The 22,942-nt window shown below is 64.2% G+C and carries 21 protein-coding genes and 2 pseudogenes; 8 read left to right on the top strand and 15 right to left on the bottom strand.

Annotated features, from left to right (window positions below):
- From J9892_RS13825 to pspA, 13 genes and pseudogenes are all read right to left on the bottom strand, one after another.
- A pseudogene (locus J9892_RS13825) lies at positions 1-640 on the bottom strand (IS4-like element ISAeme15 family transposase); the annotation flags it as partial.
- A 76-nt stretch (positions 641-716) separates the two neighbouring features.
- Positions 717-994: pseudogene (locus tag J9892_RS13830) on the bottom strand (heme anaerobic degradation radical SAM methyltransferase ChuW/HutW); the annotation flags it as partial.
- 281 nt (positions 995-1,275) lie between these two features.
- Positions 1,276-1,764 (bottom strand): OmpA family protein, encoded by a 489-nt coding sequence (locus J9892_RS13835; protein ID WP_043760992.1) that lies wholly within the window; start codon positions 1,762-1,764, stop codon positions 1,276-1,278.
- A 33-nt stretch (positions 1,765-1,797) separates the two neighbouring features.
- Positions 1,798-3,027, bottom strand: coding sequence for a diguanylate cyclase (locus J9892_RS13840; protein ID WP_103858957.1), 1,230 nt, complete (start codon positions 3,025-3,027; stop codon positions 1,798-1,800).
- Positions 3,024-3,572, bottom strand: coding sequence for a YfiR family protein (locus J9892_RS13845; RefSeq protein ID WP_052815260.1), 549 nt, complete (start codon positions 3,570-3,572; stop codon positions 3,024-3,026). The genes J9892_RS13840 and J9892_RS13845 overlap by 4 nt, the downstream gene beginning before the upstream one ends.
- Positions 3,573-3,761: 189 nt before the next feature.
- Positions 3,762-5,309 carry a transcriptional regulator TyrR gene (gene tyrR / locus J9892_RS13850; protein ID WP_052815259.1) on the bottom strand — a complete coding sequence of 516 codons (1,548 nt, stop codon included), beginning with the start codon at positions 5,307-5,309 and terminating at the stop codon, positions 3,762-3,764.
- Positions 5,310-5,451: 142 nt separating this feature from the next.
- Entirely contained in the window at positions 5,452-5,790 is a 339-nt protein-coding gene (locus J9892_RS13855) for a 4a-hydroxytetrahydrobiopterin dehydratase (RefSeq protein ID WP_010674539.1), read from the bottom strand.
- Positions 5,791-5,831: 41 nt separating this feature from the next.
- On the bottom strand, positions 5,832-6,626 hold the full coding sequence (gene phhA / locus J9892_RS13860; protein ID WP_210538507.1) for a phenylalanine 4-monooxygenase: 795 nt from the start codon (positions 6,624-6,626) through the stop codon (positions 5,832-5,834).
- 166 nt (positions 6,627-6,792) lie between these two features.
- Positions 6,793-7,836, bottom strand: coding sequence for a TIGR01620 family protein (locus tag J9892_RS13865; protein ID WP_210538508.1), 1,044 nt, complete (start codon positions 7,834-7,836; stop codon positions 6,793-6,795).
- 49 nt (positions 7,837-7,885) lie between these two features.
- Positions 7,886-9,292 (bottom strand): YcjX family protein, encoded by a 1,407-nt coding sequence (locus J9892_RS13870; protein WP_210538509.1) that lies wholly within the window; start codon positions 9,290-9,292, stop codon positions 7,886-7,888.
- A 72-nt stretch (positions 9,293-9,364) separates the two neighbouring features.
- Positions 9,365-9,769 carry an envelope stress response membrane protein PspC gene (gene pspC, locus J9892_RS13875; RefSeq protein ID WP_010674535.1) on the bottom strand — a complete coding sequence of 135 codons (405 nt, stop codon included), beginning with the start codon at positions 9,767-9,769 and terminating at the stop codon, positions 9,365-9,367.
- A 106-nt stretch (positions 9,770-9,875) separates the two neighbouring features.
- Positions 9,876-10,112 carry an envelope stress response membrane protein PspB gene (gene pspB, locus J9892_RS13880; protein ID WP_210538510.1) on the bottom strand — a complete coding sequence of 79 codons (237 nt, stop codon included), beginning with the start codon at positions 10,110-10,112 and terminating at the stop codon, positions 9,876-9,878.
- Between the two features lie 3 nt (positions 10,113-10,115).
- Positions 10,116-10,796: a phage shock protein PspA gene (gene pspA, locus J9892_RS13885; protein ID WP_010674534.1), complete on the bottom strand. Its 681-nt coding sequence runs from the start codon at positions 10,794-10,796 to the stop codon at positions 10,116-10,118.
- Between the two features lie 196 nt (positions 10,797-10,992).
- Between pspA and pspF the strand changes: the two genes are divergently transcribed.
- The 6 genes from pspF to J9892_RS13915 all read left to right on the top strand — a co-directional run bounded on the left by pspF (position 10,993) and on the right by J9892_RS13915 (position 17,721).
- Positions 10,993-12,039 (top strand): phage shock protein operon transcriptional activator, encoded by a 1,047-nt coding sequence (pspF, locus tag J9892_RS13890; protein ID WP_210538511.1) that lies wholly within the window; start codon positions 10,993-10,995, stop codon positions 12,037-12,039.
- Positions 12,040-12,175: 136 nt separating this feature from the next.
- Complete coding sequence (gene sapA, locus J9892_RS13895; protein ID WP_010674532.1) at positions 12,176-13,771, top strand: ABC transporter substrate-binding protein SapA; 1,596 nt, start codon at positions 12,176-12,178, stop codon at positions 13,769-13,771.
- A gap of 61 nt (positions 13,772-13,832) precedes the next feature.
- The gene (locus J9892_RS13900) at positions 13,833-14,792 is read left to right on the top strand and encodes an ABC transporter permease subunit (protein ID WP_201872077.1); all 960 of its coding nucleotides are present in this window, start codon (positions 13,833-13,835) and stop codon (positions 14,790-14,792) included.
- 89 nt (positions 14,793-14,881) lie between these two features.
- Positions 14,882-15,775, top strand: a complete 894-nt coding sequence (locus J9892_RS13905; protein ID WP_010674530.1) for an ABC transporter permease subunit — start codon at positions 14,882-14,884, stop codon at positions 15,773-15,775.
- Between the two features lie 79 nt (positions 15,776-15,854).
- Positions 15,855-16,853 (top strand): oligopeptide/dipeptide ABC transporter ATP-binding protein, encoded by a 999-nt coding sequence (locus J9892_RS13910; RefSeq protein WP_010674529.1) that lies wholly within the window; start codon positions 15,855-15,857, stop codon positions 16,851-16,853.
- An 82-nt stretch (positions 16,854-16,935) separates the two neighbouring features.
- Positions 16,936-17,721 carry an ABC transporter ATP-binding protein gene (locus J9892_RS13915; RefSeq protein WP_039039015.1) on the top strand — a complete coding sequence of 262 codons (786 nt, stop codon included), beginning with the start codon at positions 16,936-16,938 and terminating at the stop codon, positions 17,719-17,721.
- 138 nt (positions 17,722-17,859) lie between these two features.
- Here J9892_RS13915 and miaE read toward each other — a convergent pair whose 3' ends face one another.
- Positions 17,860-18,618, bottom strand: coding sequence for a tRNA isopentenyl-2-thiomethyl-A-37 hydroxylase MiaE (gene miaE / locus J9892_RS13920; protein WP_042016277.1), 759 nt, complete (start codon positions 18,616-18,618; stop codon positions 17,860-17,862).
- 93 nt (positions 18,619-18,711) lie between these two features.
- Positions 18,712-19,722 (bottom strand): LacI family DNA-binding transcriptional regulator, encoded by a 1,011-nt coding sequence (locus J9892_RS13925; RefSeq protein ID WP_042863778.1) that lies wholly within the window; start codon positions 19,720-19,722, stop codon positions 18,712-18,714.
- 253 nt (positions 19,723-19,975) lie between these two features.
- Here J9892_RS13925 and ascF point away from each other — a divergent pair, with 253 nt between their 5' ends.
- Complete coding sequence (gene ascF, locus J9892_RS13930; protein WP_201872079.1) at positions 19,976-21,430, top strand: PTS cellobiose/arbutin/salicin transporter subunit IIBC; 1,455 nt, start codon at positions 19,976-19,978, stop codon at positions 21,428-21,430.
- A gap of 31 nt (positions 21,431-21,461) precedes the next feature.
- Complete coding sequence (locus J9892_RS13935; protein WP_201872081.1) at positions 21,462-22,892, top strand: 6-phospho-beta-glucosidase; 1,431 nt, start codon at positions 21,462-21,464, stop codon at positions 22,890-22,892.
- Positions 22,893-22,942 lie beyond the last annotated feature (50 nt).

A 22,942-nucleotide genomic window follows, 5' to 3' on the forward strand; every position in this document is an offset into this window, starting at 1 on the left:
CCAGCAGGGTCACTGACTTGTCCGGCAATGAGTGAATGAACTCGCTGGCCAGGGGGATTTCCCCTTTGCGGTACGGGCTGATGGCCGCGTTGGCAATGACATGCGAGCGGACATTCATGAGCGTGACCAACCGCAGCATCGGGTAGAGTGTCTGCCGGTTGGTTGAGGTGTTACCCGAGCCGAAATGTGCTCTGAGTTCAGGCATATCCTGGGTTCGGAACAGGGCCCCATCGATGGCAAAGACCTGTAAACCGTGCCAATGGTCTTCAGGATAACGTTCCCGCCCCCACACATCGGCGCACTGTTTGAACAGCCACTCGAGCGGCTGTTTGCCGAGTCGCTGACGGGCCTGAGACAGGGCACTGTCCGCGAGCAAGGCATCATTGGCCAACCCTTCTGCACAGATGTTGAGGCGCCGAGCGACCTCGGAGATGGGCTCATTGCGGAAAAAGGCCATCCCCACGACGAGCCACAAGACCATATCAGAAGGTAAGCGGCGTCGGCGGATAGTGGCCTTTTCAGACAAGGCTGCAGCGGCAGTAATCCATTCGTCGGGAATATGGTCGGCAAAAATGGCCAGCCGAGCCAGCATGTCGCCAGATGCCTCAACAACATCGTTCAGATCGTTTGCAATAGACATAAAAAATCCGGAACTAGTGATTGGTTCCGGATTGTCCTACAGCAGAAGGATCGGTCAATGGATCCTTAACTGATCAGCATTGCGCCATATAGCGGCTCATGCGCGCCGGATTGGCGCCATTTTCGAAGAAGTTGCAGAAGCTGCAGCGCTTGCGGCAAACGGGACGTGGATGTAGAGCGCCCGCGCCTCGGCCTGGCTCGGTTGCTGCCACCAAGCCTGCCAGCCCGCCTCGTCGAGCATCAGGGGCCCGGCACCGCCGCGGCTGGCGTGGGCTGAGGTCTTGGCGGTGAAGGCGAATGCGAGGGGATCCGGGGTCGCAAGACCCGTCATGGTCGGGGTAAACAGGGGGGTCATCACTGTGGCTACCATCTGCAAATAATGCAAATGATAACCAATATCAACAAAGCCACCCTTGTGCTGGATCAAGTTCTGGACCTGGGTGCTCAGCCAGGATTCTCAGGAGCGGAGGAGGTTCAACGCCGTCGAAGCGGGTGCGGAAACAGCGGGATGAATAGAAGAAAGGGAAGGACAATGCTGGAGGAGGAAGAGAGCCACTCCCCGGCAGGAGAGTGGTATCACACACGCAGTCGGACATCAGAGACAGCCTCGTCATGCCGACGCAGGGACAAAATGGCTCAGCCGTTGTCGATGACGATGGCGACCCGGCGATTCTCCGCTCGTCCGGCGGCGGTGCCGTTGTCGGCGATGGGCGCCGCTTCACCCCGGCCGCGGATGTCCAGGTTCGCAGGTGGCATGCCCACCGACATCAGGACATCGGCCACGGAGCGGGCCCGTTTGAGCGAGAGCTGCTCGTTGTAGCTCGCCTCCCCGTTGGAGTCGGTGTGGCCGTCCACCCTGGCCCGGTTCAGACCGACGCCGATGAGGGTCTTGCCAAGACGCTCCACCACCAGGCGGGTCTGGGGAGTGAGGGCCCCGACATTGTTGGCAAACAGCACCTTGTTGGAGATATCCAGGGTCCAGCCCTCATCGGTCAGCTGAAATCCCTGCTCCCTGAGGGTGGCGATCTGCTCCGCCGTGAGCCCCTGGGGCGCACTCTGACACCCGGCCAGCACTCCCAGCAGCAGCGCAACAAGCCCGATTTTTAGCGCCTTCAAAATGATCATTGTTATGGTCCTTTCACTATGTCCGGTTCAACTTCACGTGGTTCTCCTGTGTGCTTCTTCCTCCTTACGTTGTCGTTTGGCTTGATACATGGCGTCGTCGGCGAACTGCAACAGGGCCTCCGCCGTCTCCCCCTGCTCGGGGTAGAGGGCGGCGCCGATGCTGATGCCCACCCCGAGGTGGCGGCCGTCGCTCAATACCACAGGGGTGCTCATCCCCTGCTGGATCCGCGTCATCACCTCGTGCACCTCGTGCTCGTCCCGGATCGGGGCGAGCAGGATGACAAACTCGTCGCCCCCGAGGCGGCACACCAGATCCAGCGGTCTGAGCTGGTGCTGCACCCGCCGCGCCAGAGCGATCAACACCTCGTCGCCTACCCCGTGGCCCAGGGTGTCGTTGATCTGCTTGAAGCGATCACAGTCGAGGTAGAGCAGGGCGAAGCGCTCCTGATCCCCCTGGATGGCCTGCCCCAGCCGCGCCTCGAACAGAGCCCGGTTGGGCAGGCCGGTGAGGGCGTCGTGGGTGGCCCGGTGCAGCAGGCTGGCATTTTCCCGCTTCTGGTGGGCCTGCCAGGCCTCCAGCTCGTCGAGCAGGGTGTTGAAGTCCTCCCCGAGCGCGTGCAGCTCGGCGATGTTGGCCGCCGGCACCCGCTGCTTGAGGGCGCGCTGGCGACTGACACTGTAGGCGACCTCGGCCAGGGCCTTGAGGGGCGCCGTGATGGAGCGCTGCATGCGGCGCGCCACGTGGAGAGCCCCGAGGATGCTGAGCAACAGGCGCACCAGGGTCGCCAGCAGGGTCTGCAGCAGGAAGTGCAGCAGATATTGTCCGTGCCCCACCAGGTGCACCCGGGCTATCTCCCGGCTCTCCCGCACCATGGCCACTTCCACCGGCCCCGGCAGGATCAGGCGGGCCAGGTGCTGCTCCAGGGTAGTCCAGGGGGTGGTGATGGCACGGCGCCAGCTTGCCAGCACCTGGCCATCGGGCAGCACTATGCTGGCGCTCGCGATATCCTCCCGGGAGGTGATGGTCTCCAGGGCATCTTTCGCCGCCTCCTCGTCATCGAACACCACGGCGGCCTCTGAGGTGTAGCTGATGGCGCGGGCCACCAGCTCGAGGTTGTGATCCGCATAGAGGCGCAGCGCCAGCAGCGCCGTGATGGTCAGGAACAGGCCCGCCATGCAGACGGCGGTCAGGGAGATCATCATGTGGGTGCGGCCCAGGCTCTGTCGCAGGGTGAGCCTGGGGCTTGCGGGTGCAGTCGTCATCGTGCGCCCTCGTCAGCCTTGGCGAGCTTCAGCACGGCCGGGTGCACCCGCACGCCGCTGCGGGCGAGCGCATCCAGGTTGACCCGAAAGCGGACCCGATCCGTGTCCGGCTGAAGGCAGAAGACAGCGTCGGCGATGCACTCCCTGCTCTGTTCGCTGATGCTGAGGATGGCGTGCCCCTGCAGTCGCTCGAACAGGGGGAGACGCCGCTCCGGGGCCAGCACCCCCAGATAGATCACATCGCAGCGCTGGATCAGTGCCTCGTCGTCGAGCCCGTAGCGATGCACGTCCACCGGGCGCCCGTTGGCCTGCCGCTCGATGGCAAAGAGGGCGCCGGCATATTCCGTCGGCGCCGCAATGCAGAGCCGAAGCTTTGCAGGCTCCTTGGGCCAGCGGGTGTAGCTGAGGATGTCGAGCACGGTCTGGCGCACCAGCTCGCTGCGAAGCTCGGCCGAGGTCGCCGCCACGGCCGCATTGGCCAGCACCAGCGTGCAGCCCAGTGGCAACAGCCACACAAAAATCCGGATGAAAGACAACAACTGCATGATGTCCGCACTTATGTTTACGTCGACAATGGGGTGGGCCGACGCCCATGAAGGGATAGCCTGAAGGGAGTCGTACCGAGCTTATCAGCCCGAGGGGGTTGCCCCATCCGCCCGCACGCAGGGTGCGTCACGAGGTGTCGCAGTGCCGCCCGGGGTGCGCGTCAGCGCACGCCACGGGCAGCTCAGCCGCTACTTCTTGCCAATCCCGTACTCGCGCAGCTTGTTGGCGATGGCGGTATGGGAGACGCCGAGCCGCTTGGCCAGCTGGCGGGTGGAGGGGAAGGCCGGATAGAGGCGCTCCAGCAGGCGGCTCTCGAAGCGCTTCACCGCCTCGTCGAGCCCCCCTTCGAACCACTCGTCGATGAGGGGCATGGCATCGGCCGCCACCGGCAGATCCACGTGCTCGGGGCCGAGCTCGTCCCCTTCCAGCAGGGTCATGGCCCGGTAGAGGCAGTTGCGCAGCTGGCGCACGTTGCCCGGCCAGCGGTAGGCGGTGAGGTACTCGGCCATGTTGCGGGTAAAGCGCGGCTTGGGACGTTGCAACTCGCTGGCGAAGCGGGCGACGAACTGCTGGGCCAGTGCCATGATGTCCGCCTTGCGCTCGCGCAGCGGCGGCAGCGCCAGGCTGAGCACGTTGAGGCGGTAGTAGAGGTCTTCCCGGAACTTGCCCTCGTGCACCAGATCCAGCAACTGCTTCTGGGTGGTGCAGATGAAGCGCACGTTGACCCTCACCTCCTGCTCGTCACCGACCCGGCGAAAGACCCCGTCCTGCAGTACCCGCAGGAACTTGGTCTGCAGATGAGGGGACATGTCGCCGATCTCGTCCAGCATCAGGGTGCCGCCGCTCGCCAGCTCCAGCACCCCGCGCTTGCCCTCGGTGTTGTTGCCAAAGGCGCCGGGGGCATAGCCGAACAACTCGCTCTCCGCCACGTTGTCCGGCATGGCGGCGCAGTTGAGGGCCATGAAGGGGTGGCTGGAGCGCAGGCTGGCGCCGTGGCAGGCGCGGGCCAGCAGCTCCTTGCCGGTGCCGGTCTCGCCGACGATGAGCAGCGGCGCATCCTGCATCGCGAGCTTCGCCGCCTGGGCCAGCACCTCCTTCATCTTCTGGCTCTCGGCCTGCAGGTGTTCAAAGCCCCCCACTTCCACCGCGTGCAGGGCGCTGAAGTGCATGCCGACCCGGCGGGCGGACTTGAGCACCACCACGGCGCCGGCCAGAGCCTGCCTGCCCTTCTCCTCGGCCACAAACAGCGGCATCAGATCGCCGAGGTACTCCTCGCCGCCGAGGCTGAGCTTGCAGGTCTGGGGCTTGATCTCCCCCGACTCCAGCCAGCGGCCAAACGAGAAGCCCTTGACCAGGGAGGCGATCGCCACGCCGCGCACCTCGTCCGGTGGCAACGCCAGGGTGGTGAGGGCGGCCTGGTTGGCCTGGGTCACCCGCCCCTTGCTGTCGAGGGAGAAGACCAGGTCCGGCAGCGCCTTGAGCAGGGCCTCTATCTCGTGGTGCTCCCGCTCGGAGGGCATGTAGGGGATGGTCTTGACGTCATAGACGCCGGGAATGCGGCGAATTTCCGGCATCAGATGCTGAAAGTCACGGAACTCCAGCTCGGGAAAATTGAGATAGATGATGCCTGAGGTATCGATTTCGATGCCGCGCAGATCGATGTTGTGCTCCACCAGTCGGTCGAGCAATTCCCGGGTCAGGCCCAGACGGTCTTCACAGCTGACTTCAAGACGCATTCGGCACACACTTCCTAGCTAACATTCTGAATAACGGGATAATACAGACTCGATCCCGCCAGTGCGAGCGCTCCCCCACAAAAATGCGGGCCTGCCCCGCTTTCACCGGGCAGGCCCTGTCTGCGTTGGCGCCAGACGGCGGTTACTTCATCAGACCGTCGGTGCGGGCTGCCATGATGAAGTCGTTGCGATGCAAGCCGCCTATCTTGTGGGTCCACCAGCTCACGGTCACCTTGCCCCATTCAAGCAAGATCGCCGGATGATGGAACTCCGCCTCCGCCAGTTCTCCGAGGCGGTTGGTGAACGCCAGCCCCTCCTTGAAGTTGCGAAACACAAATTCACGACGCAGTTGCAGCTCGCCGTTGACCACCAGGGGCTGCCAGTCGGGGATGAGGTGCATCAGCTCCCCCAACTCCTGATCGCTCACCCTGGGGGCATCGGCGCGGCACGCCTCGCATCGTTGACTCGCCAGTTCAGTCATTCGGGACTCCTTTCATGAAACATCGTGGGAATGAATACGGGTCAGCTCGCCTGCTTGCCGGCAATGGGGGCAAAGCGGGGTGGACGCAGGCCAAGACGACGGGCCTCGGCCACGGCCGCCATGATCCCCTGCCCCTCCAGACCATAGAGGGTATCGAGACGAGGCAGCACGAAATAGGTCGGCTGCATGATGTCGATGCGATAGGGGGTACGCAGGATCTCCAGCAGATCGAAGGGTTGCAGCTCGGGCTTACCCGAGAGGGCATAGGCGGTCTCGCCGATGGAGGAGAGAATGCCGCCGCCGTAGATGCGCAGCCCCTCCTCCCCCTGCAGGAGACCGAACTCCACCGTGAACCAGTAGAGCCGCGCCAGATAGACCCGCTCCTCCTTGCTGGCATGGCGTCCGAGCCGACCATACAGGTGGGTGAAGTGGGCAAAGGCCGGGTTGGTCAGCATGGCGCAGTGGCCGAAGATCTCGTGGAAGATGTCGGGCTCTTGCAGGTAGTCGAGCTCGTCCCGGCGGCGAATGAAGGTGGCGACGGGAAAACGGCGATCAGCGAGCAGCGCGAAGAAGTGATCAAAGGAGATGAGGGCCGGCACCGCCGCCACCGACCAGCCGGTGGCGGGCATCAGGGCAGCGTTGATCTCGCCTAGCTGGGGGATGCGGTCCAGAGGCAGGTCGAGGCGTGCCAGTCCGGCCTGGTATTCGTCGCAGGCCTTGCCATCGAGCGCCGCAAGCTGGCGTGCAATCAGGATCCGCCAGGTGCCGTGCTCCTCGTCCGTGTAGTGGATCCTGCCCTGCCCATCCGGTTGGCGGGCCGTGTAGAGACTTGCCATGAGTGATCCCATCCTTCGGGTGCCAGCCGCCATCCGGGCGGTCACTGGTCGTTGAGTCATGGGATCACTGTAACGGTTTGCCCCTCAAAAAAGCAGCCGACCCCGGGGTCGGCTGCTTTTGACAATTGTAAATTATTTGTGACATCCCTATCGAATCCCAGCCACCTCACGACTTGTTGAGATAACCCGCCAACTGGCCGATCAGCCGCTTGCGCAACTCGCCCAGTTTCGGCTTCTCGTCGGCACACCAGGGGAGCGGACGACAGGCTTCCATAGTACGCATCCCGAGGCGCGCGGTGAGCAACCCGGCCCCGACCCCTTGGGCAGCGCGGGCGGAGAGCTTGGCGGTCAGCTCGGCCCCCAGCAGATCCATCCCTACCTCGGTCACCAGCTCGGTGGCCCCCGCATAGAGCATGTTGCGAAACACCTGGCGAATGAGGCGGATGCGGCTCCAGTAGCCGAGCTCGATGGCATAGACATCGGCGATGTCCTCGATCATCCGCAGGTTGCGCCAGAGCATCAGCATCATGTCGACGGTGGCGAGCGGGCTCAGGGCCACCAGCACGGCGGCCTCCCCCGACCATTTGGCGACGCGGGCCTGGGCCAGCTTGTCCCGCTCGGTGAGCACCAGCTGGCTGTAGAGGGTCAGCACTTCCCGATCGCTGTGGCTCTCGTCAAGCTGGGATAGCCAGGTGCGATACCCTTCCCGCCCCTTGTCACCGCTCTTCTCGGCCAGGGCCTCGCAGAAGGCCTGCCCCTGACCCACCCCCTGGTGGGCCAGCAGATCTTCGGCTCTTGAGCGCACATCCTGGCGCCGCTTCAAGGTGCGCAGCCGCAGCCATTCGCGCCCCGCCACCCCGGCGGTGCCCACCGCCACCAGGCCGGAGGCGAGCAGCCAGGCCCCACCCCAGAAGGGGGAGGCGGCAAACTGATCCACCAGAAAAGCGCCAAACTGGCCAAGCGACAGCAGCCCCACCCCGCCCAGCCCCCAGGCCAGCAGACGATGACGGCGCCGAGGCCTGACGTTAAGCGCGGGCTCCACCTCGGTGAGCTCGTCCAGCGCGTCCAGAGGCTCGAAGCTCTCCTCTTCCAGCCGCCGGGCCGGGGCCGGTGGCTGCACTTCGCTTGCCACCGAGGGCGCGGGCTCCAGCGTCACCTTGCCTTGCAGGGGAGCGGCGTCATCGGTGCGCCATCTTGTCTGATCGTTCATCGCATTCTCTCCTGTGGGCGCCCCTCGAGCACAGCGGGTCACCCACCCGTTATTCGAGGTGATCCCCGAGCAGGAACTCCAGCGCCGCATCGAGCCGGATATGGGGGAGCGCCTGATGGGCGCTCATAGGCAGCGGGCGAAAGGCCTGAAAATCAAACCCTTGAGTTTTCCACCACTGCGCAGGCGGGATCTGGGCAGGCACCTCCCCCGGGAAGAGCAGCAAGGGCTCGCCCGAGAGGGTAGTGCCACGAATGGCGGGAAATTCCCGTCCGTCTGCCACCCCCTTGCCCACCTCAGTGGCCTTGATGGCGGCGAGCGCCAGGCATTCTGTCTCTATCCCCTCGAAGCGGGCCTGACCCCGGCCACGGCTCACCAGGTGCTGCAGGAGCGACACCAGAGGCCCGTGCTGCTCCGGCGTGACGTGATCGGCCTTGCTCGCCACAAACAGCAGCTTGTCGATGCGCGGGGAGAAGAGGCGGCGCCACCAGTTGCTCTTGCCGTAGGCGAAGCTTTCCATGATGCGGGCGATGGCCTGCTGCATGTCACCAAAGCTCGCGGCACCGGCATTGAGGGGCGCCAGGCAGTCCACCAGCACGATCTGGCGATCAAAGCCTGCAAAGTGCTGCTCATAGAAGCCCTGTACCAGATGCTGCTTGTACTGCTCGAAGCGCTGCTTGAAGGTGGCGTAGAGGGTGCCGTCTTCGGGGGAGTGTGTGGGCATCTCCCACACCCAGGGCACGAATTGCAGCAGCGGCGCACCGGCATACTCGCCGGGCAACACGAAACGCCCGGGCTGGATGAGGTGAAGCCCGAGCGCCTGCTTGCAGGCGTGCAGATAATCGGTGTAGCGGGCGGCCAGTTCGCTGGCGGCCCGCTCCTCGAAGGCTTGATCCGCCTGCCAGTGCGGCGTCAACCAGCCTGCCGCCAGGGCTTGCAGCTCGGGGCGGCACAGTTGCTCCCGCACCTGCTCGCTCCACTGCTCGTAGTTCAGATGCAGCAGCGGCAAATCCAGCAGCCACTCCCCGGGATAATCCACCAGATCCACATAGAGGGTGGAGATCTCACCCAGGTGCCGACGCAGCGGATGGCGGGTGCGATAACGGATCTCGAGGCGTACCTCGGCCACCCCCCGGGTCGGCGCGGGCCAGGCGGGCGGATCGCCAAACAGGGCATCGAGGCCCCGTTCGTAGGGAAAGGTGGGAATGTGGACGTTTTGCTGGGGCACCCGGCGAGCACCGAGAATGCGTCCCTGGCGCTGGGCGTCCCAGAGTGGCAGACGACCGTCGATGGCCGCGTGCTCCAGTTGATTGACCAGCGCCGTGATAAACGCGGTCTTGCCGCTGCGAGAGAGGCCGGTGACCGCCAGCCTGATGTGGCGATCCCGGGCCCGGTTCACCGCGTCAACGGCCTTGTGCTGGAGCACCGACCAGGAGTGTTCTAGTTTGTTGCGTATCAAGGCGGGTCTTCTTCTCCTTGTGATCACATCAGAGAGACGGCCGCGAGGCGGTATCCTCGCGGCCCGGCACGTTTAGAGCTTGCTGAACTCCCGTTGCAGGGTGAACTCCTTGGAGGTCACCAGCTTCTCGATGCGCTGCACCCTGGGCTCCAGTGCATCCAGCTCCTGGCCGATGCGGGCAAGGGCCTGATGAGGTGTGACGCCAGCCTGCCAGCTGCGCGCCTTCATCCGCACCTCGGCGAATTCGGCATCCTCCTGGGAGTAGAGGGTGACCGGCTTCTTGTCGAGCAGGAACCAGGCGGCAATATAGGCGGTGAAGGTGATGAAACCGGCGAAGATGAGACCACTGATGGCCAGCAGCCGCACGATCCAGGTCTCCACCCCGAAGTACTCTGCCAGACCGGCACAGACCCCGGCAATCTTGCCTCGCTGGGGATCCCGGTACAGGTTGCGCCCTTCACGACTGACACTGTTCATACCTTGTTCCTCCAACCGGGGACTTCCGCATCCAGAATCGACGCCAATACGGTTCCGGCACGCTCCGGCTTTTTGCCACGGTCATGACATCTCTCATTGAAAACCGTCATACCTTGTTTCTCCAACCAGGAACCTCGGCATCCAGAATCGACTCCAGGGCGCCGACCCGTTCCTGCATCTTCTCGGCACGCACCAGCAAGCCCTGCAGCTGTTCACGCTCACCATCGGCAAGACCGGCGCCAATGCGTCCCTTGGCGCGGTAGTGCAGCACCAGCCAGATGGGGGCCACCACCACCATGAAGACCACCATGGGAACCATCAATACACCCAGCAGATCTGCCATCTGTTACTCTCCCTGTTTCGGTGCCGGATTGTGCTGGCCCAGCTTCTGGCGCATGGCTTCCAGCTCGCGGCTGATCTGGTCGTCCGCTTCCAGCTCGGCAAACTGCTGGGCGAGCGCCTTGTCGGACTGCCCCAGATCGGCGCGGGCTTCCATCTCGTCGATGCGGCGCTCCATGCGCTCGAACTTGCTCACCACGGCCTGACTGTCGCCACGGGCCACCTGGCTTTGCACATTGAGACGGCTGCTGGCGGCTTCGCTGCGAATGGCCATCGCCTTCTGGCGGGCACGGGCGTCTTCCAGCTTGGCTTCCAACTGGCGGATCTCCTCCCCCAGCTTCTCGATGCCGCTGTCCACCGCCTGCTGTTCACGAGACAGGGCGTCGGCAAGCTCCGCCTGCTTGCTCTTCTCGATGAGGGCGGCACGGGCCAGATCTTCGCGCCCCTTGGTCAGGGCCAGCTCGGCCTTGCCCTGCCACTCGGCGACCCGCTCCTGATGGCGGCTCACCTGACGGCCGATCTCTTTTTGATTCGCGAGGAAGCGGGCCAGGTTGGAGCGCTCCTTCACCAGTTCATCTTCCATCTCCTGGATGATCAGACGCACCATCTTCTGGGGATCTTCCGCCTTGTCGAGCAGGGCCGTCAGATTGGAATTGATGATGTCGGCCAGGCGAGAAAAAATGCTCATGATTGTACTCCTGTGATAGGCATCGGGTTGTGTCTCCATTGACAATGGCAACTTGTGTGCCAATCTGGAACAATATTTAACTTGTTGATTTATATGGGCACTCAGAATGCAGTTCAAGTCCCGGGGAAACAAGTGATGATTAAAATAACCAACTTTTGGTAAGATTAACCAGATTTTTCAACTCACAGGGGCAGGGATGACCACGGCCACGGAAAGTCTGTTGGGTGAATCCAACGCATTTCTAGAAATCATCGAGCAGGCATCGCGCCTCGCGCCGCTGCGCAAGCCCGTGCTCATCATCGGCGAGCGTGGGACCGGCAAGGAGCTCATCGCCCACCGCCTACATTATCTCTCGGATCGCTGGGATCAAAGCTTTGTCACCATCAACTGCGCCACCTTGAGCGAGAGCCTGCTGGAGACCGAGCTGTTTGGCCACGAGGCGGGCTCCTTCACTGGCGCCGCCAAGCGCCATCAGGGGCGCTTCGAGCGGGCCGACGGCGGCACCCTGTTCCTCGACGAACTGGCCACCACCAGCGCCCGGGTGCAGGAAAAACTGCTGCGGGTCATCGAGTACGGGGAGTTCGAGCGGGTGGGCGGTGCCAAGCCCCTCAAGGTGGATGTGCGGCTGGTGTGCGCCACCAACGAGGATCTGCCTGCACTGGCAGAGAAAGGACAGTTTCGTCACGACCTGCTGGACCGGCTCGCCTTCGACGTCATCACCCTGCCCCCCCTGCGGGAGCGGCGCGAGGACATCCTGATGCTGGCGGAGCACTTCGCCCACGGCATGACCCGGGAGCTGGGGTATCCGCTCTTTGCCGGCTTCTCGCGCAAGGCGACCCAGTTGCTGCAAGATTATCCCTGGCCGGGCAACGTGCGGGAGCTCAAGAACGTGGTGGAGCGCAGTCTCTATCGCCAGGGCAACCCCCAGTTGCCGCTGGCGGATCTGGTGCTCAATCCCTTTGACTCCCCCTGGCGCCCCCGTGCCCGAGGTGACGCAGCCCCTTCCACGGACGCGCCGACCTCGGCAGAGACGGCCCCGACCCCGACCCTGCCGCTGGATCTCAAAGGGGCGGTGGCGGAGTACGAGATTAATTTACTCAAGCAAGCGATGCAGCAATCCCAGTATAATCAGCGCAAAGCAGCCCAGTTGCTGGCCCTGAGCTATCACCAGTTCCGGGGGATGCTGCGCAAATATCAATTGCTGGACGGGGATGACAACAGTGGCAACCAGGAGGCGGGCTGATGCCTGGCACCGGGTCTGTGCGCGCGGATAACGCGGCGCACGTCACCCCCGACGGGAGCGCCTGCACGGCCGCCCCCCGCAACGCGCCCGCCCCCTGGCGGGCAACTTTGTCTGAAAACATGGTTCCAACATGAGAATGCTCACCCCCCTGCTGCTTGGTCTCCTGGTCCTGGTCAGCGGCTGTCAGAAACGCGATGAAGCCTCCAAAACCGGGCTCATCTATTGTGCCGAAGGGGCACCCCGCACCTTCAACCCGCAGCTTGCCAATTCGGATGCGACCCTGGATGCCAGTGCACGTCCCATCTACGATCGCCTGCTCGAGGTCAATGCCAACACCCTCGGCATCGAAGGGGGGCTCGCCACCCGCTGGCAAAGCAGCGAGGACGGCCTCTCCTATACCCTGACCCTGCGCAAGGGAGTGACCTTCCACCGTACCCCCTGGTTCAGCCCGACCCGTCACTTCAATGCCGACGACGTCCTGTTCACCTGGCAGCGCCTGCTGGACGAACACCACCCCTTCCACGCCGTCTCCGGCGGCGAGTACCCCTATTTTTACAGCCTGGGGCTCGGCAACCTCATCAAGCGGGTCTACAAGAAGGGGCCCTATGAGGTGGTGTTCGAGCTGAACCGCCCCGATGCCTCCTTCCTCGCCACCCTGGCCAGCGACTACGCCATCGTGCTCTCCGCCGAGTACGGGGAGCAGATGCTAAAGGCCGGCACCCCGGCGCTGCTGGACAGCCGCCCCATCGGCACCGGCCCCTTCAGCTTCAAGGAGTATCGCCACAACGAGTTCGTGCGATACCTGCGTCACCCCGGCTACTGGGGCGGCGAGGCCAGAATGGAGCAGCTCATCTACGACATCACCCCCAAATCCTCCAAGCGCCTTGCCAAGCTGCTGACCGGCGAGTGCGACGTGATGAGCACCCCCTCTGCCAGCCAGTTGTCGGTGATAGACAAGGACTCCCACCTGGATCTGTCGGTGCAGTCGGGGATGAACGTCGCCTTCCTCGCCCTCAATACCCGCAAGGCCCCGTTCAACAAGGTGCAGGTGCGCCAGGCTCTCGCCAGCGCCATCAATGTGCAGAATCTGCTGCAGGCAGTCTATTTCGAGACCGGCCAGAGCGCCGCCAGCCTGCTGCCGCCCCTCTCATGGGGCTACAACCCCTCCCTGCCCCAGCGCAAGCCGGATCTCAAGCTCGCTCGCCAGTTGCTCAAGGACGCGGGCTACCCCAACGGCTTCGAGATGCAGGTGCTGGTGCAACCCGGCGCCCGTCCCTACAACCCGGACGGCCTCAAAACGGCGCAACTGATGCGCAGCGATTTCGCCAAGATTGGGGTGAGCCTCAAGATAGTGCAGCAGGCCTGGCCGGTCATTGAGACCCGGCTCGCCCATGGACAATATGACAGCCTGCTCTCGGGCTGGATCGCCGACAACGCGGATCCGGACAACTTCTTCCGCCAGTTGCTGAGCTGCGCCGCCGTCGAGCGGGGCAACAACTACAGCCGCTGGTGCAGCCCGGCGTTTGATCAGCTGCTGGACGATGCGGTGACCACCCCGCAGCTCGCCTTCCGCCTGCGCAACTATTACTATGCCCAGTCCCTGCTCAACGAGCAGTTGCCGCTCATCCCCCTGGCCCATGCCCTGAGAACCCAGGTGAGTCGCAGCGACATTCAGGGGCTGACCCTGATGCCCTTTGGCGGCACCACCTTCAACCAGGCCCATCGGGAGTGACCATGACAGATAACCACTCCATCGTCGGGCCATCGGCGCACCGCCCTCAGGAGGCATAAGCATGTTTTTCTATATCCTGCGCCGCATCACCCTGCTGGTGATCACCCTTCTGGTGCTGACTCTGGGGGCCTACCTCCTGGAGTTTCGCCTCATCACCCAGGTGCTGGATTTCTGGCACGGCTATCCTGACTTCCTCCAGCGCATCGCCGCCGGGGATTTCGGGCTCTCCAGCGTCTCCGGCCAGCCGGTCCTCGACGAGATCCGTCACTACTTCCCGGCGACCCTGACCCTCTGCCTCGCCGCCTTCGCCATCTCGCTGCTGGTGGGCATCCCCCTGGGCACCCTGGCGGCCCTCTATCAGGGGCGCAGCCTGGACCTCTCCATCATGGCCGCCGGCCTCGTCGGCTATGCCATCCCGGTCTTCTGGCTGGGGCTGCTGATGGTGATGTTCTTCTCCCTGGATCTTGGCTGGCTCCCCTCTTCTGGCCAGCTCAGCCTGCTCTACGACGTGCCCTCCATCACCGGGATCGCCATCGTCGATGTGCTGATGAGCCAGGAGCCCTGGCGGGAGGCGGCCCTGCACGACGCCCTGCGCCATCTGGTACTGCCTTCCCTGGTGCTGGCCGTGGTGCCCACCACCGAGGTGATCCGCCACGTGCGCAGCGCCCTCATCGACGTGATGAAACAGAACTACATCAAGGCTGCCGCCAGCCGCGGACTCTCCCGCCGCCAGATCGTCTGGCGTCACGGGCTCAAGAACGCCCTGCCCCCGGTGTTGCCGCTGCTGGGGCTGCAACTTGGCAGCGTGCTCACCTCCGCCATGATCACCGAGGTGGTGTTCGACTGGCCCGGCATCGGCCGCTGGCTGGTGAGCAGCATCGCGCTGCAGGACTACGCCGCCATCCGCGGCGCCTTCCTGGTGGTGGCGAGCTTCGTCATCTTCATCAGCGTCAGCACCGATCTGCTGACCACCATCATGTATCCGGCACGGCGTAAAGAACTCTATGCAAGACAAGATTGATTGCGGTCTGTGGATAAACCACGGCGGCCCATGGGCCACCGGTGCACAGACGTGCCCATCCCCTTGCGACCAGCACGGGAGCCTGCACCATGCACGATAAATCGAACATCTATCCGGAGCTCAAGATCCTCTCCCCCCTGGAGCAGACCTGGGCCTCCTACCGGCGCAACCCGCTGGCCATGGCGGGGCTCTGGTGCTTCGGGCTGCTGCTGCTGGTGACCCTCATCGGTCCCCTGGTGATCCCCTACGGCATCGACGATCAGCACAGCAACCACCTGTTGCTCGCCCCCTCCTGGGCCAACAGCGGCAACATCGATTACTTCCTGGGGACCGACGATCTGGGGCGCGACATCCTCTCCCGTCTGGTGGCCGGGGCCAGGCTCACCTTCGGCAACGCCCTGCTGGTGGTGCTCATCGCGCTGGTCATCGGCTCGGCCATCGGCATCCTCGGCGGCATGAGCAAGGGGGTGAAGTCGAGCGTGCTCCATCACCTGCTCGATACCCTGCTCTCCATCCCGTCCCTGCTGCTGGCCATCATCGTCGTGGCCATCCTGGGGCCGGGTCTGTTCAACACCCTGATCGCCATCACGCTCGCGTTGATACCGCCCTTCATCCGGGCCACCTACAACGCGGTTCACGCCGAGATGCAGAAGGAGTACATCATCGCCAGCCGCCTCGACGGCTCTCCGCCCCAGCGGATCATGCGTCTGGCCATCTTGCCGAACATCGTCGAGACCCTGGTGACCCAGACCACCCGCACCCTCTCCGCCGCCATCCTGGACATCTCGGCGGTGGGCTTCCTCGGTCTCGGGGCCCAGTCTCCCCAGCCGGAGTGGGGTGCCATGCTGGCCGACTCGAGCGATCTTATCTATCTGGCCCCCTGGACGGTGACCCTGCCCGGGATGGCCATCCTGTTCAGCGTGCTGGTGACCAACCTGGTGGGCGAAGGCATTCGCGAAGCACTCAAAGAGGGGAACGACTGATGTTGCCAGCCTTGTTATCTATCCCCGCCCCCGGACGCCCTGAGCGACCCGGCTGCGCCCTGAACGGGGGACGTTGCTGATGCCCCTGCTCGACATACGCAACCTCACCATCGAAATCGACACCCCCCAGGGCAAGGTCAAGGCGGTGGACAGAGTCAGCCTGACCCTGAACGAGGGGGAGATCCGCGGGCTGGTGGGGGAATCCGGCTCGGGCAAGAGCCTGGTGGCCAAGGTGATCGTCGGCATCCAGAAGGACAACTGGACGGTGCGCGCCGACCGGATGCGCTTCAACGACATGGACCTGCTGACCATGGCGCCCAAGGAGCGGCGCCGCATCATGGGGCGGGAGATAGCGATGATCTTCCAGGACCCCATCAGCTGCCTCGACCCCTCCGAGGAGATAGGCACCCAGCTCGAAGAGGCCATCCCCACCAGCGCCTTCACCGGCAAGTTCTGGCAGCGTTTCCAGTGGCGCAAGAAGCGGGCCATCGCCCTGCTGCACCGGGTTGGGGTCAAGGATCACCGCAAGGTAATGCGGGCCTATCCCCACGAACTGTCGGACGGCATGTGCCAGAAGGTGATGATCGCCATGGCCATCGCCAACCAGCCGCGCCTGCTGGTGGCGGACGAGCCCACCAGCGCCATGGAGTCCACCACCCACTCCCAGATCCTGCGGTTGCTGGACAAGATGAACAAGCTGGGCAATACCACCATCCTCATCATCAGCAACGACATCGCCGCCATCGCGAACCTGACCGACACCCTCAACATCATGTATTGCGGCCAGATGGTGGAAGTGGGGACCCGGGACCAGATCCTGGAATCCCCTCACCACCCCTATACGGATGCCCTGCTCAAATCCATCCCCGACTTTGACAAGCTGGTGCGCCACAAGTCCCGGCTCGAGACCCTGCCCGGGGTGATACCGCCGCTGCAGCATCTGCCCATCGGCTGCCGCCTCGGCCCACGCTGCCCCTACGCCCAGAAGCAGTGCGTGCAGACGCCGCTGATGAGCAAGGTCAAGGGGCATCAGTTCAGTTGCCACTTCCCCCTCAACATGGAAGAACCGAAGAAATGAACCGGCACCAGACCCTGATCCGGGGCACCTGCCCACCCCGTCAGCCCCTCTATCCGGCGAGCACACCCAAGGAGACCACGTCGTGACCGAACCTTCCCTGTTGCAGGTCAGGGGCCTGTGCAAGACCTACCAGAACCGCACCGGCCTGTTCAGGCGCCGTGCGGTGGAGGCGATAAAGCCCCTCTCGTTCGATCTCGAGGTGGGCCAGACCCTGGCCATCGTCGGGGAGGCGGGCTCGGGCAAGAGCACCCTGGCCCGCATTCTGGCGGGCATGATTGAACCGAGCGGCGGGGAGATCGCCATCGAGGGGCAACCCATGGTCCACGGCGATTACCAGACACGCTGCAAGCTGCTGCGGATGATCTTCCAGGACCCCAACACCTCCCTTAACCGGAAAATCCGGGTCGGCCAGATCCTGGAGACCCCCCTTCGCCTCAACACGGCCCTGAGCGAGGAGGAGCGCCGGGAGAAGGTGATCCAGACCCTGCGCATGGTGGGCATGCTGCCCGACCACGCCCTCTTCTATCCCCAGATGCTCTCCGCCGGCCAGCAGCAGCGGGTGGGGCTGGCACGGGCGCTCATCCTCAATCCCAAGATAGTGGTGGCTGACGAGGCGCTCTCGACCCTGGATATTTCGGTACGCTCCCAGATCATCAACCTGCTGCTGGAGATGCAGGAGACCATGGGGCTGAGCTATGTACTGGTGGCCAACGATCTGGGGATCGTGAGCCACATCAGCGACGAGGTGCTGGTGATGCACGAAGGCCGTGTGGTGGAGCGCGGCAAGACCTTGCGGGTCTTCGCCGATCCCCAGCACGACGTCACCCGCCGCCTCATTCAGAACTACAACAACGAATACCGCCGCTGATCCCGCGGCGCGTTTCCCCTTGCGCCAGACATAAAAAAACCCGGCCTGATGTCTCATCAGTCGCCGGGGGATTGCGCTCAAAAAGTGATTGCGTCGCTCGTAGTAGGAACAGGGGAATGGTAGGCAGCCCCCGTCACCTCAACAACTGTCAGATCTGACAGGCAGTCCGCTATGGAACCGGAATTGCGGATCCGGCGAACAGATGAGCTCGGCCTCCAGGCGACCGAAGAAGGCCACCCGCTCACTGATGTCTTCGTCTGCGAACGTCTGTGCCAGGGCCAGGTAGTCCTGATAGTGACGCGCCTCCGAGCGCAGCAGGGAGACATAGAAGCGGCCAAGCTCCTCGTCCAGATGAGGGGCCAGCCTGGCAAAACGCTCGCAGGATCGCGCTTCGATATAGGCACCGATGATCATCTTGTCCACCACGGCCGCCGGCTCGTAGGTGCGCACATGGGTCAGCAGGCTGCGGGCATAGCGGGAGGCGGTGACGGGACCATAGGGGATGCCCCGTGCGGCCATGATCTCCAGCACCTGCTCGAAGTGGTGCAACTCCTCCTGGATGAGGCGCACCATGGGGAACAGCAGGGGATTGCGCTCCAGCTCGGCAAACACGCTCCTGTCTGATTCGCCCATGGTGCGCTTGCCGAGGATCTCCGCCTTCTCCGGCAAGGCATCGAGCTCCCGGTAGAAGGTCAGCTTGGGCAGCAGGTGACGCTTCTCCTTGGGCAGGCAGTAGCGGCGCACCAGGCTGTGGGCGGTGAGTGCCGCCTTGTTCTCGCAGTTGGCGTGATCGATAAGCAGGGTCGGCAACTGGGCGGGATCCCGCGCCATTTCCACCCACTCATCCGGGGTCTCGCAATGCAGGAACTGGCGAACGGGGGCTAACAGGTCATCCATCTGAACTCTCATCTGTTGATACGACACGCGGCGCCTGGCGCCGGGGGGCCTATGCTAACGGATCCCGCCCGGCCTGCCCACCGCCATCATGGCTCAGCCCGTCAGACGCCTGAGGGAGTCGCGGCGGATCAGGGTGCCGCTGAAGGCGGGCAGTGCGTCCCGGCTCCCCTCCTCCACCATGGTGATCAGGCGGTTGATGGTCTCCTGGATCATCCCGTTCACCGGCATCTTGACGCTCGACAGCGCGGGAATGACGTAAGGGGCCAGGGGGATGTCGTCGAACCCCACCACCGAGACCTCGTCAGGCACCATCACACCGGCTTCGTGCAGCCGTTTGATGGCCCCGATCGCCATGTCATCGTTGCTGGCCACCAGGGCGCTGAAGCGAGCGCCTCGCGCCAGCAAGGTCGAGACGGCGGCCGCGCCACAGGCGGGGGTCCATTTGCCGGGGGCGATCAAGGTCTCCTGCACGGGGATGCCGTGCCGGATCAGCGCCTGCCGGTAACCGGCCAGGCGCTCGGCGCCGGTGGGGGAATCCGCAGAGCCTGCGATGAAGGCGATCTCCCTGTGCCCCATGGCCACCAGCTTGTCCACCACCGCCTCCGCCGCCGCCTGCTGATCCGCATAGACGCAGTGGGCCGGATGGCGGCTCAGACGCCGGTTGAGCACCATGATGGGCTGCTCATGCTGCTCGATGATCTCGTCCATCTCCTCCACCCCAAGAAAGCGCGGATAGATGATGACGCCATCGCAACGGGAATCGAGCAGATACTGGATGGCCTGGCGCTCCTCGTCGGCGCTGTGCTTGCCGTCCGCCAGTATGAGCTGGCGCCCGCGATCCTCGGTCATCCGCGCCACCTGGGAGAGCAGCTCGCCGAAGTAGACGCCGTGGTAGAGGGTGTTGGTAACCACCAGTCCCAGGGTCCGGGTATGCCTGGTCGCCAGCTGCCTCGCCACCAGGTTGGGGCGATAGCCGCACTCCTCGATGGCCTGCTGCACCCGGTCCCGGGTCTCCTGGCTGGTGTAACCATTGCCCGACAACACCCGGGAGACCGTCGCCTTCGACACCCCTGCCCGCCTTGCCACCTCCAGCATCGTCGTCATTGTGTTCTCCCTTGCTCGTAACGGGGCGCAGTGTACTGCACCGCCCCCGGCTTGTCGTCGCACGAATGGCGTGCAGGCCCGGGTTCAGTGATCCCATTCACGGATCCGGACGCTCGCTGCACAAGATGCTTGTCTCCCGCGCTCAGGCCGCGCACTCTATGTGGAACCGGTTCCACATTCAGTTTCATGCGCGTTCCCGCCCTTCGCGGCGGCGGGGGCGAGCAGGCCCACTTGGTTAAAAGGATCTACCTCGATGTCAAAAAACTATGCGGCTCTGGCCGGTACCGTCATCACCGCACTCGGCGGCGCCGACAACGTCGTCGCCGTGACCCACTGCATGACGCGGCTGCGCTTTGTGCTCGGCGATCCCGCCCGGGTCAATGGCCCTGCCCTCAAGGCGATCACCGGCGTGCTCGGGGTGGTGCAGGCGGACAACCAGTGTCAGGTGATCATCGGCAACACCGTCTCCCACGCCTATCGCGAGGTGCTGGCCCTGCTGCCCCAGGGTGGCGGGCAGACCCCGCTTCCGGAAGTTTCCGCTGGCTGGAGCCTGCGCCGCATGGGCGCCGCCATCCTCGACGCCCTGATCGGCACCATGTCCCCCCTCATCCCGGCCATCATCGGCGGCTCCATGCTCAAGCTGCTGGCCATGGTGCTGGAGATGACCGGCGTGCTGGAGAAAGGCTCCTCGACCCTCACCATCCTCACGGTGGCCGGGGATGGGGCCTTCTTCTTCCTGCCCCTGATGGTGGCCGCCTCCGCCGCCGTCAAGTTCAAGACCAACATGTCCCTGGCCATCGCCATCGCAGGCGTGCTGGTGCACCCCAGCTTCATCGAGCTGATGGCCAGAGCCGCCGAAGGAGAGCAGGTGACCTTCGCCCTGGTCCCGGTGACCGCGGTCAAATACACCTACACCGTCATTCCGGCCCTGGTGATGACCTGGTGCCTCTCCTACATCGAGGGCTGGGTCGACCGCATCACTCCGGCGGTCACCAAGAACTTCCTCAAACCCATGCTGATCGTGCTGATCGCGGCGCCGCTGGCCATCCTCTTCATCGGCCCCGTCGGCATCTGGATTGGCACCGCCATCTCCGGCCTGGTCTACACGGTCCACGACTACCTGGGCTGGCTGTCGGTGGCCATCATGGGGGCTTTGTGGCCCCTGCTGGTGATGACCGGCATGCACCGCGTCTTCACCCCGACCATCATCCAGACCATCGCCGAGACCGGCAAGGAAGGCATGGTGATGCCCTCCGAAATCGGCGCCAATCTCTCTCTTGGCGGCTCGTCCCTGGCGGTGGCCTGGCGCACCCGTAACCCGGAACTGCGCCAGACGGCGCTCGCGGCGGCCGCCTCCGCCATCATGGCGGGGATCTCCGAACCCGCACTCTACGGTGTGGCCCTGCGCCTCAAGCGTCCGCTCATCGCGAGCCTCATCAGCGGCTTTGTCTGCGGTGCCGTCGCCGGCATGGCGGGGCTCGCCAGCCACTCCATGGCCGTCCCCGGGCTCTTTACCAGCGTGCAGTTCTTCGATCCGGCCAACCCCATGACCATCGCCTGGGTGTTCGGCGTGATGGCCCTCTCCGTGGTGCTCTCCTTCGTGCTGACCCTGGTGATGGGGTTCGAGGACATCCCGGTCGAGAGCCCGGCCCCCCGCGCCGAGCCCGTGCAACCCGTCGCCACGAGCCAGGCGCAGGCCGGACTGTGACACCCCATTCAGACATGACAAGAGGTAACCAATGTCGTTAACAAGATTTCCCGAGGGCTTTCTCTGGGGCGGTGCCCTGGCCGCCAATCAGGCGGAGGGCGGCTATCTCGAGGGGGGCAAGGGGCTGACCACGGTGGACATGATCCCCCATGGCCCGCGCCGCATGGCGGTCAAACTCGGCCAGGAGAAGCGCATCACCCTGCAAGATGACGAGTTCTACCCAAGCCACGGAGCCATCGACTTCTATCACCGCTATCGGGAGGACATCGCCCTGATGGCCGAGATGGGCTTCACCGTGTTTCGCACCTCCATCGCCTGGGCCCGTCTCTACCCCAGGGGGGACGAGCGCGAGCCCAATGCCGAGGGCATCGCCTTCTACCGGGCGGTGTTCGAGGAGTGCAGAAAGTACAACATCGAGCCCCTGGTGACCCTGTGCCACTTCGATGTGCCCATGCACCTGGTGACCGAGTACGGCTCCTGGCGCAACCGCCAGATGGTGGAGTTTTTCACCCGCTACGCCCGCACCTGCTTCGAGCAGTTCGACGGCCTGGTGAAGTACTGGCTCACCTTCAACGAGATCAACATCCTGCTGCACAGCCCCTTCTCCGGGGCGGGGCTGGTGTTCGAGGAAGGGGAGCACCAGGATCAGGTGAAGTATCAGGCCGCCCACCACGAGCTGGTGGCCAGCGCCCTGGCGACCCGGATCGCCCACGAGGTGAACCCGGCCAACCAGGTGGGCTGCATGCTGGCGGGGGGCAACTTCTACCCCTACTCCTGCAAGCCCGCCGACGTCTGGACCGCCCTCCAGAAAGATCGGGAGAACCTCCTCTTCATCGACGTGCAGGCCAGGGGCGCCTATCCGGCCTATGCGCAGAGGGTGTTTCGTGACAAGGGGGTCACCCTGGTGAAGGGGCCGGAAGATGACGAGATCCTCAGGCACACCGTGGATTTCGTCTCCTTCAGCTACTACGCCTCCCGCTGCGCCGCCGCCGACATGAATGCGGGCAACACCAGCGAGGCCAACGTGGTCAAGTCCCTGCGCAATCCCCACATCGAGGTGAGCGAGTGGGGCTGGGGCATCGATCCCCTGGGCCTTCGCATCACCCTCAACACCTTGCACGATCGCTACCAGAAGCCCCTCTTCCTGGTGGAAAACGGCCTGGGAGCGGTGGACGAAGTGAACGAGCAAGGGGAGATAGAGGACGACTACCGCATCGCCTACCTGCGCGCCCACATCGAGGCCATGGGGGACGCCATCGAGGACGGCGTGCCCCTGATGGGGTACACCAGCTGGGGCTGCATCGATCTCGTCTCCGCCTCCACCGGCGAGATGAGCAAGCGCTACGGCTTCGTCCACGTGGACAGGGACGACGCCGGCCATGGCACCCTGGCCCGCCGGCGCAAGAAGTCGTTCTGGTGGTACAAGAAGGTGATCGCGAGCAACGGGGAGGATCTGGCCTGAGGCCCCCTCAGTTTCGCCGCAAGGCGCATCCATGCAACAGGGGGGCCGAG

This window comes from Aeromonas sp. Prich7-2 (assembly GCF_017939255.1).
Classification (GTDB): Bacteria; Pseudomonadota; Gammaproteobacteria; order Enterobacterales; family Aeromonadaceae; genus Aeromonas; species Aeromonas caviae.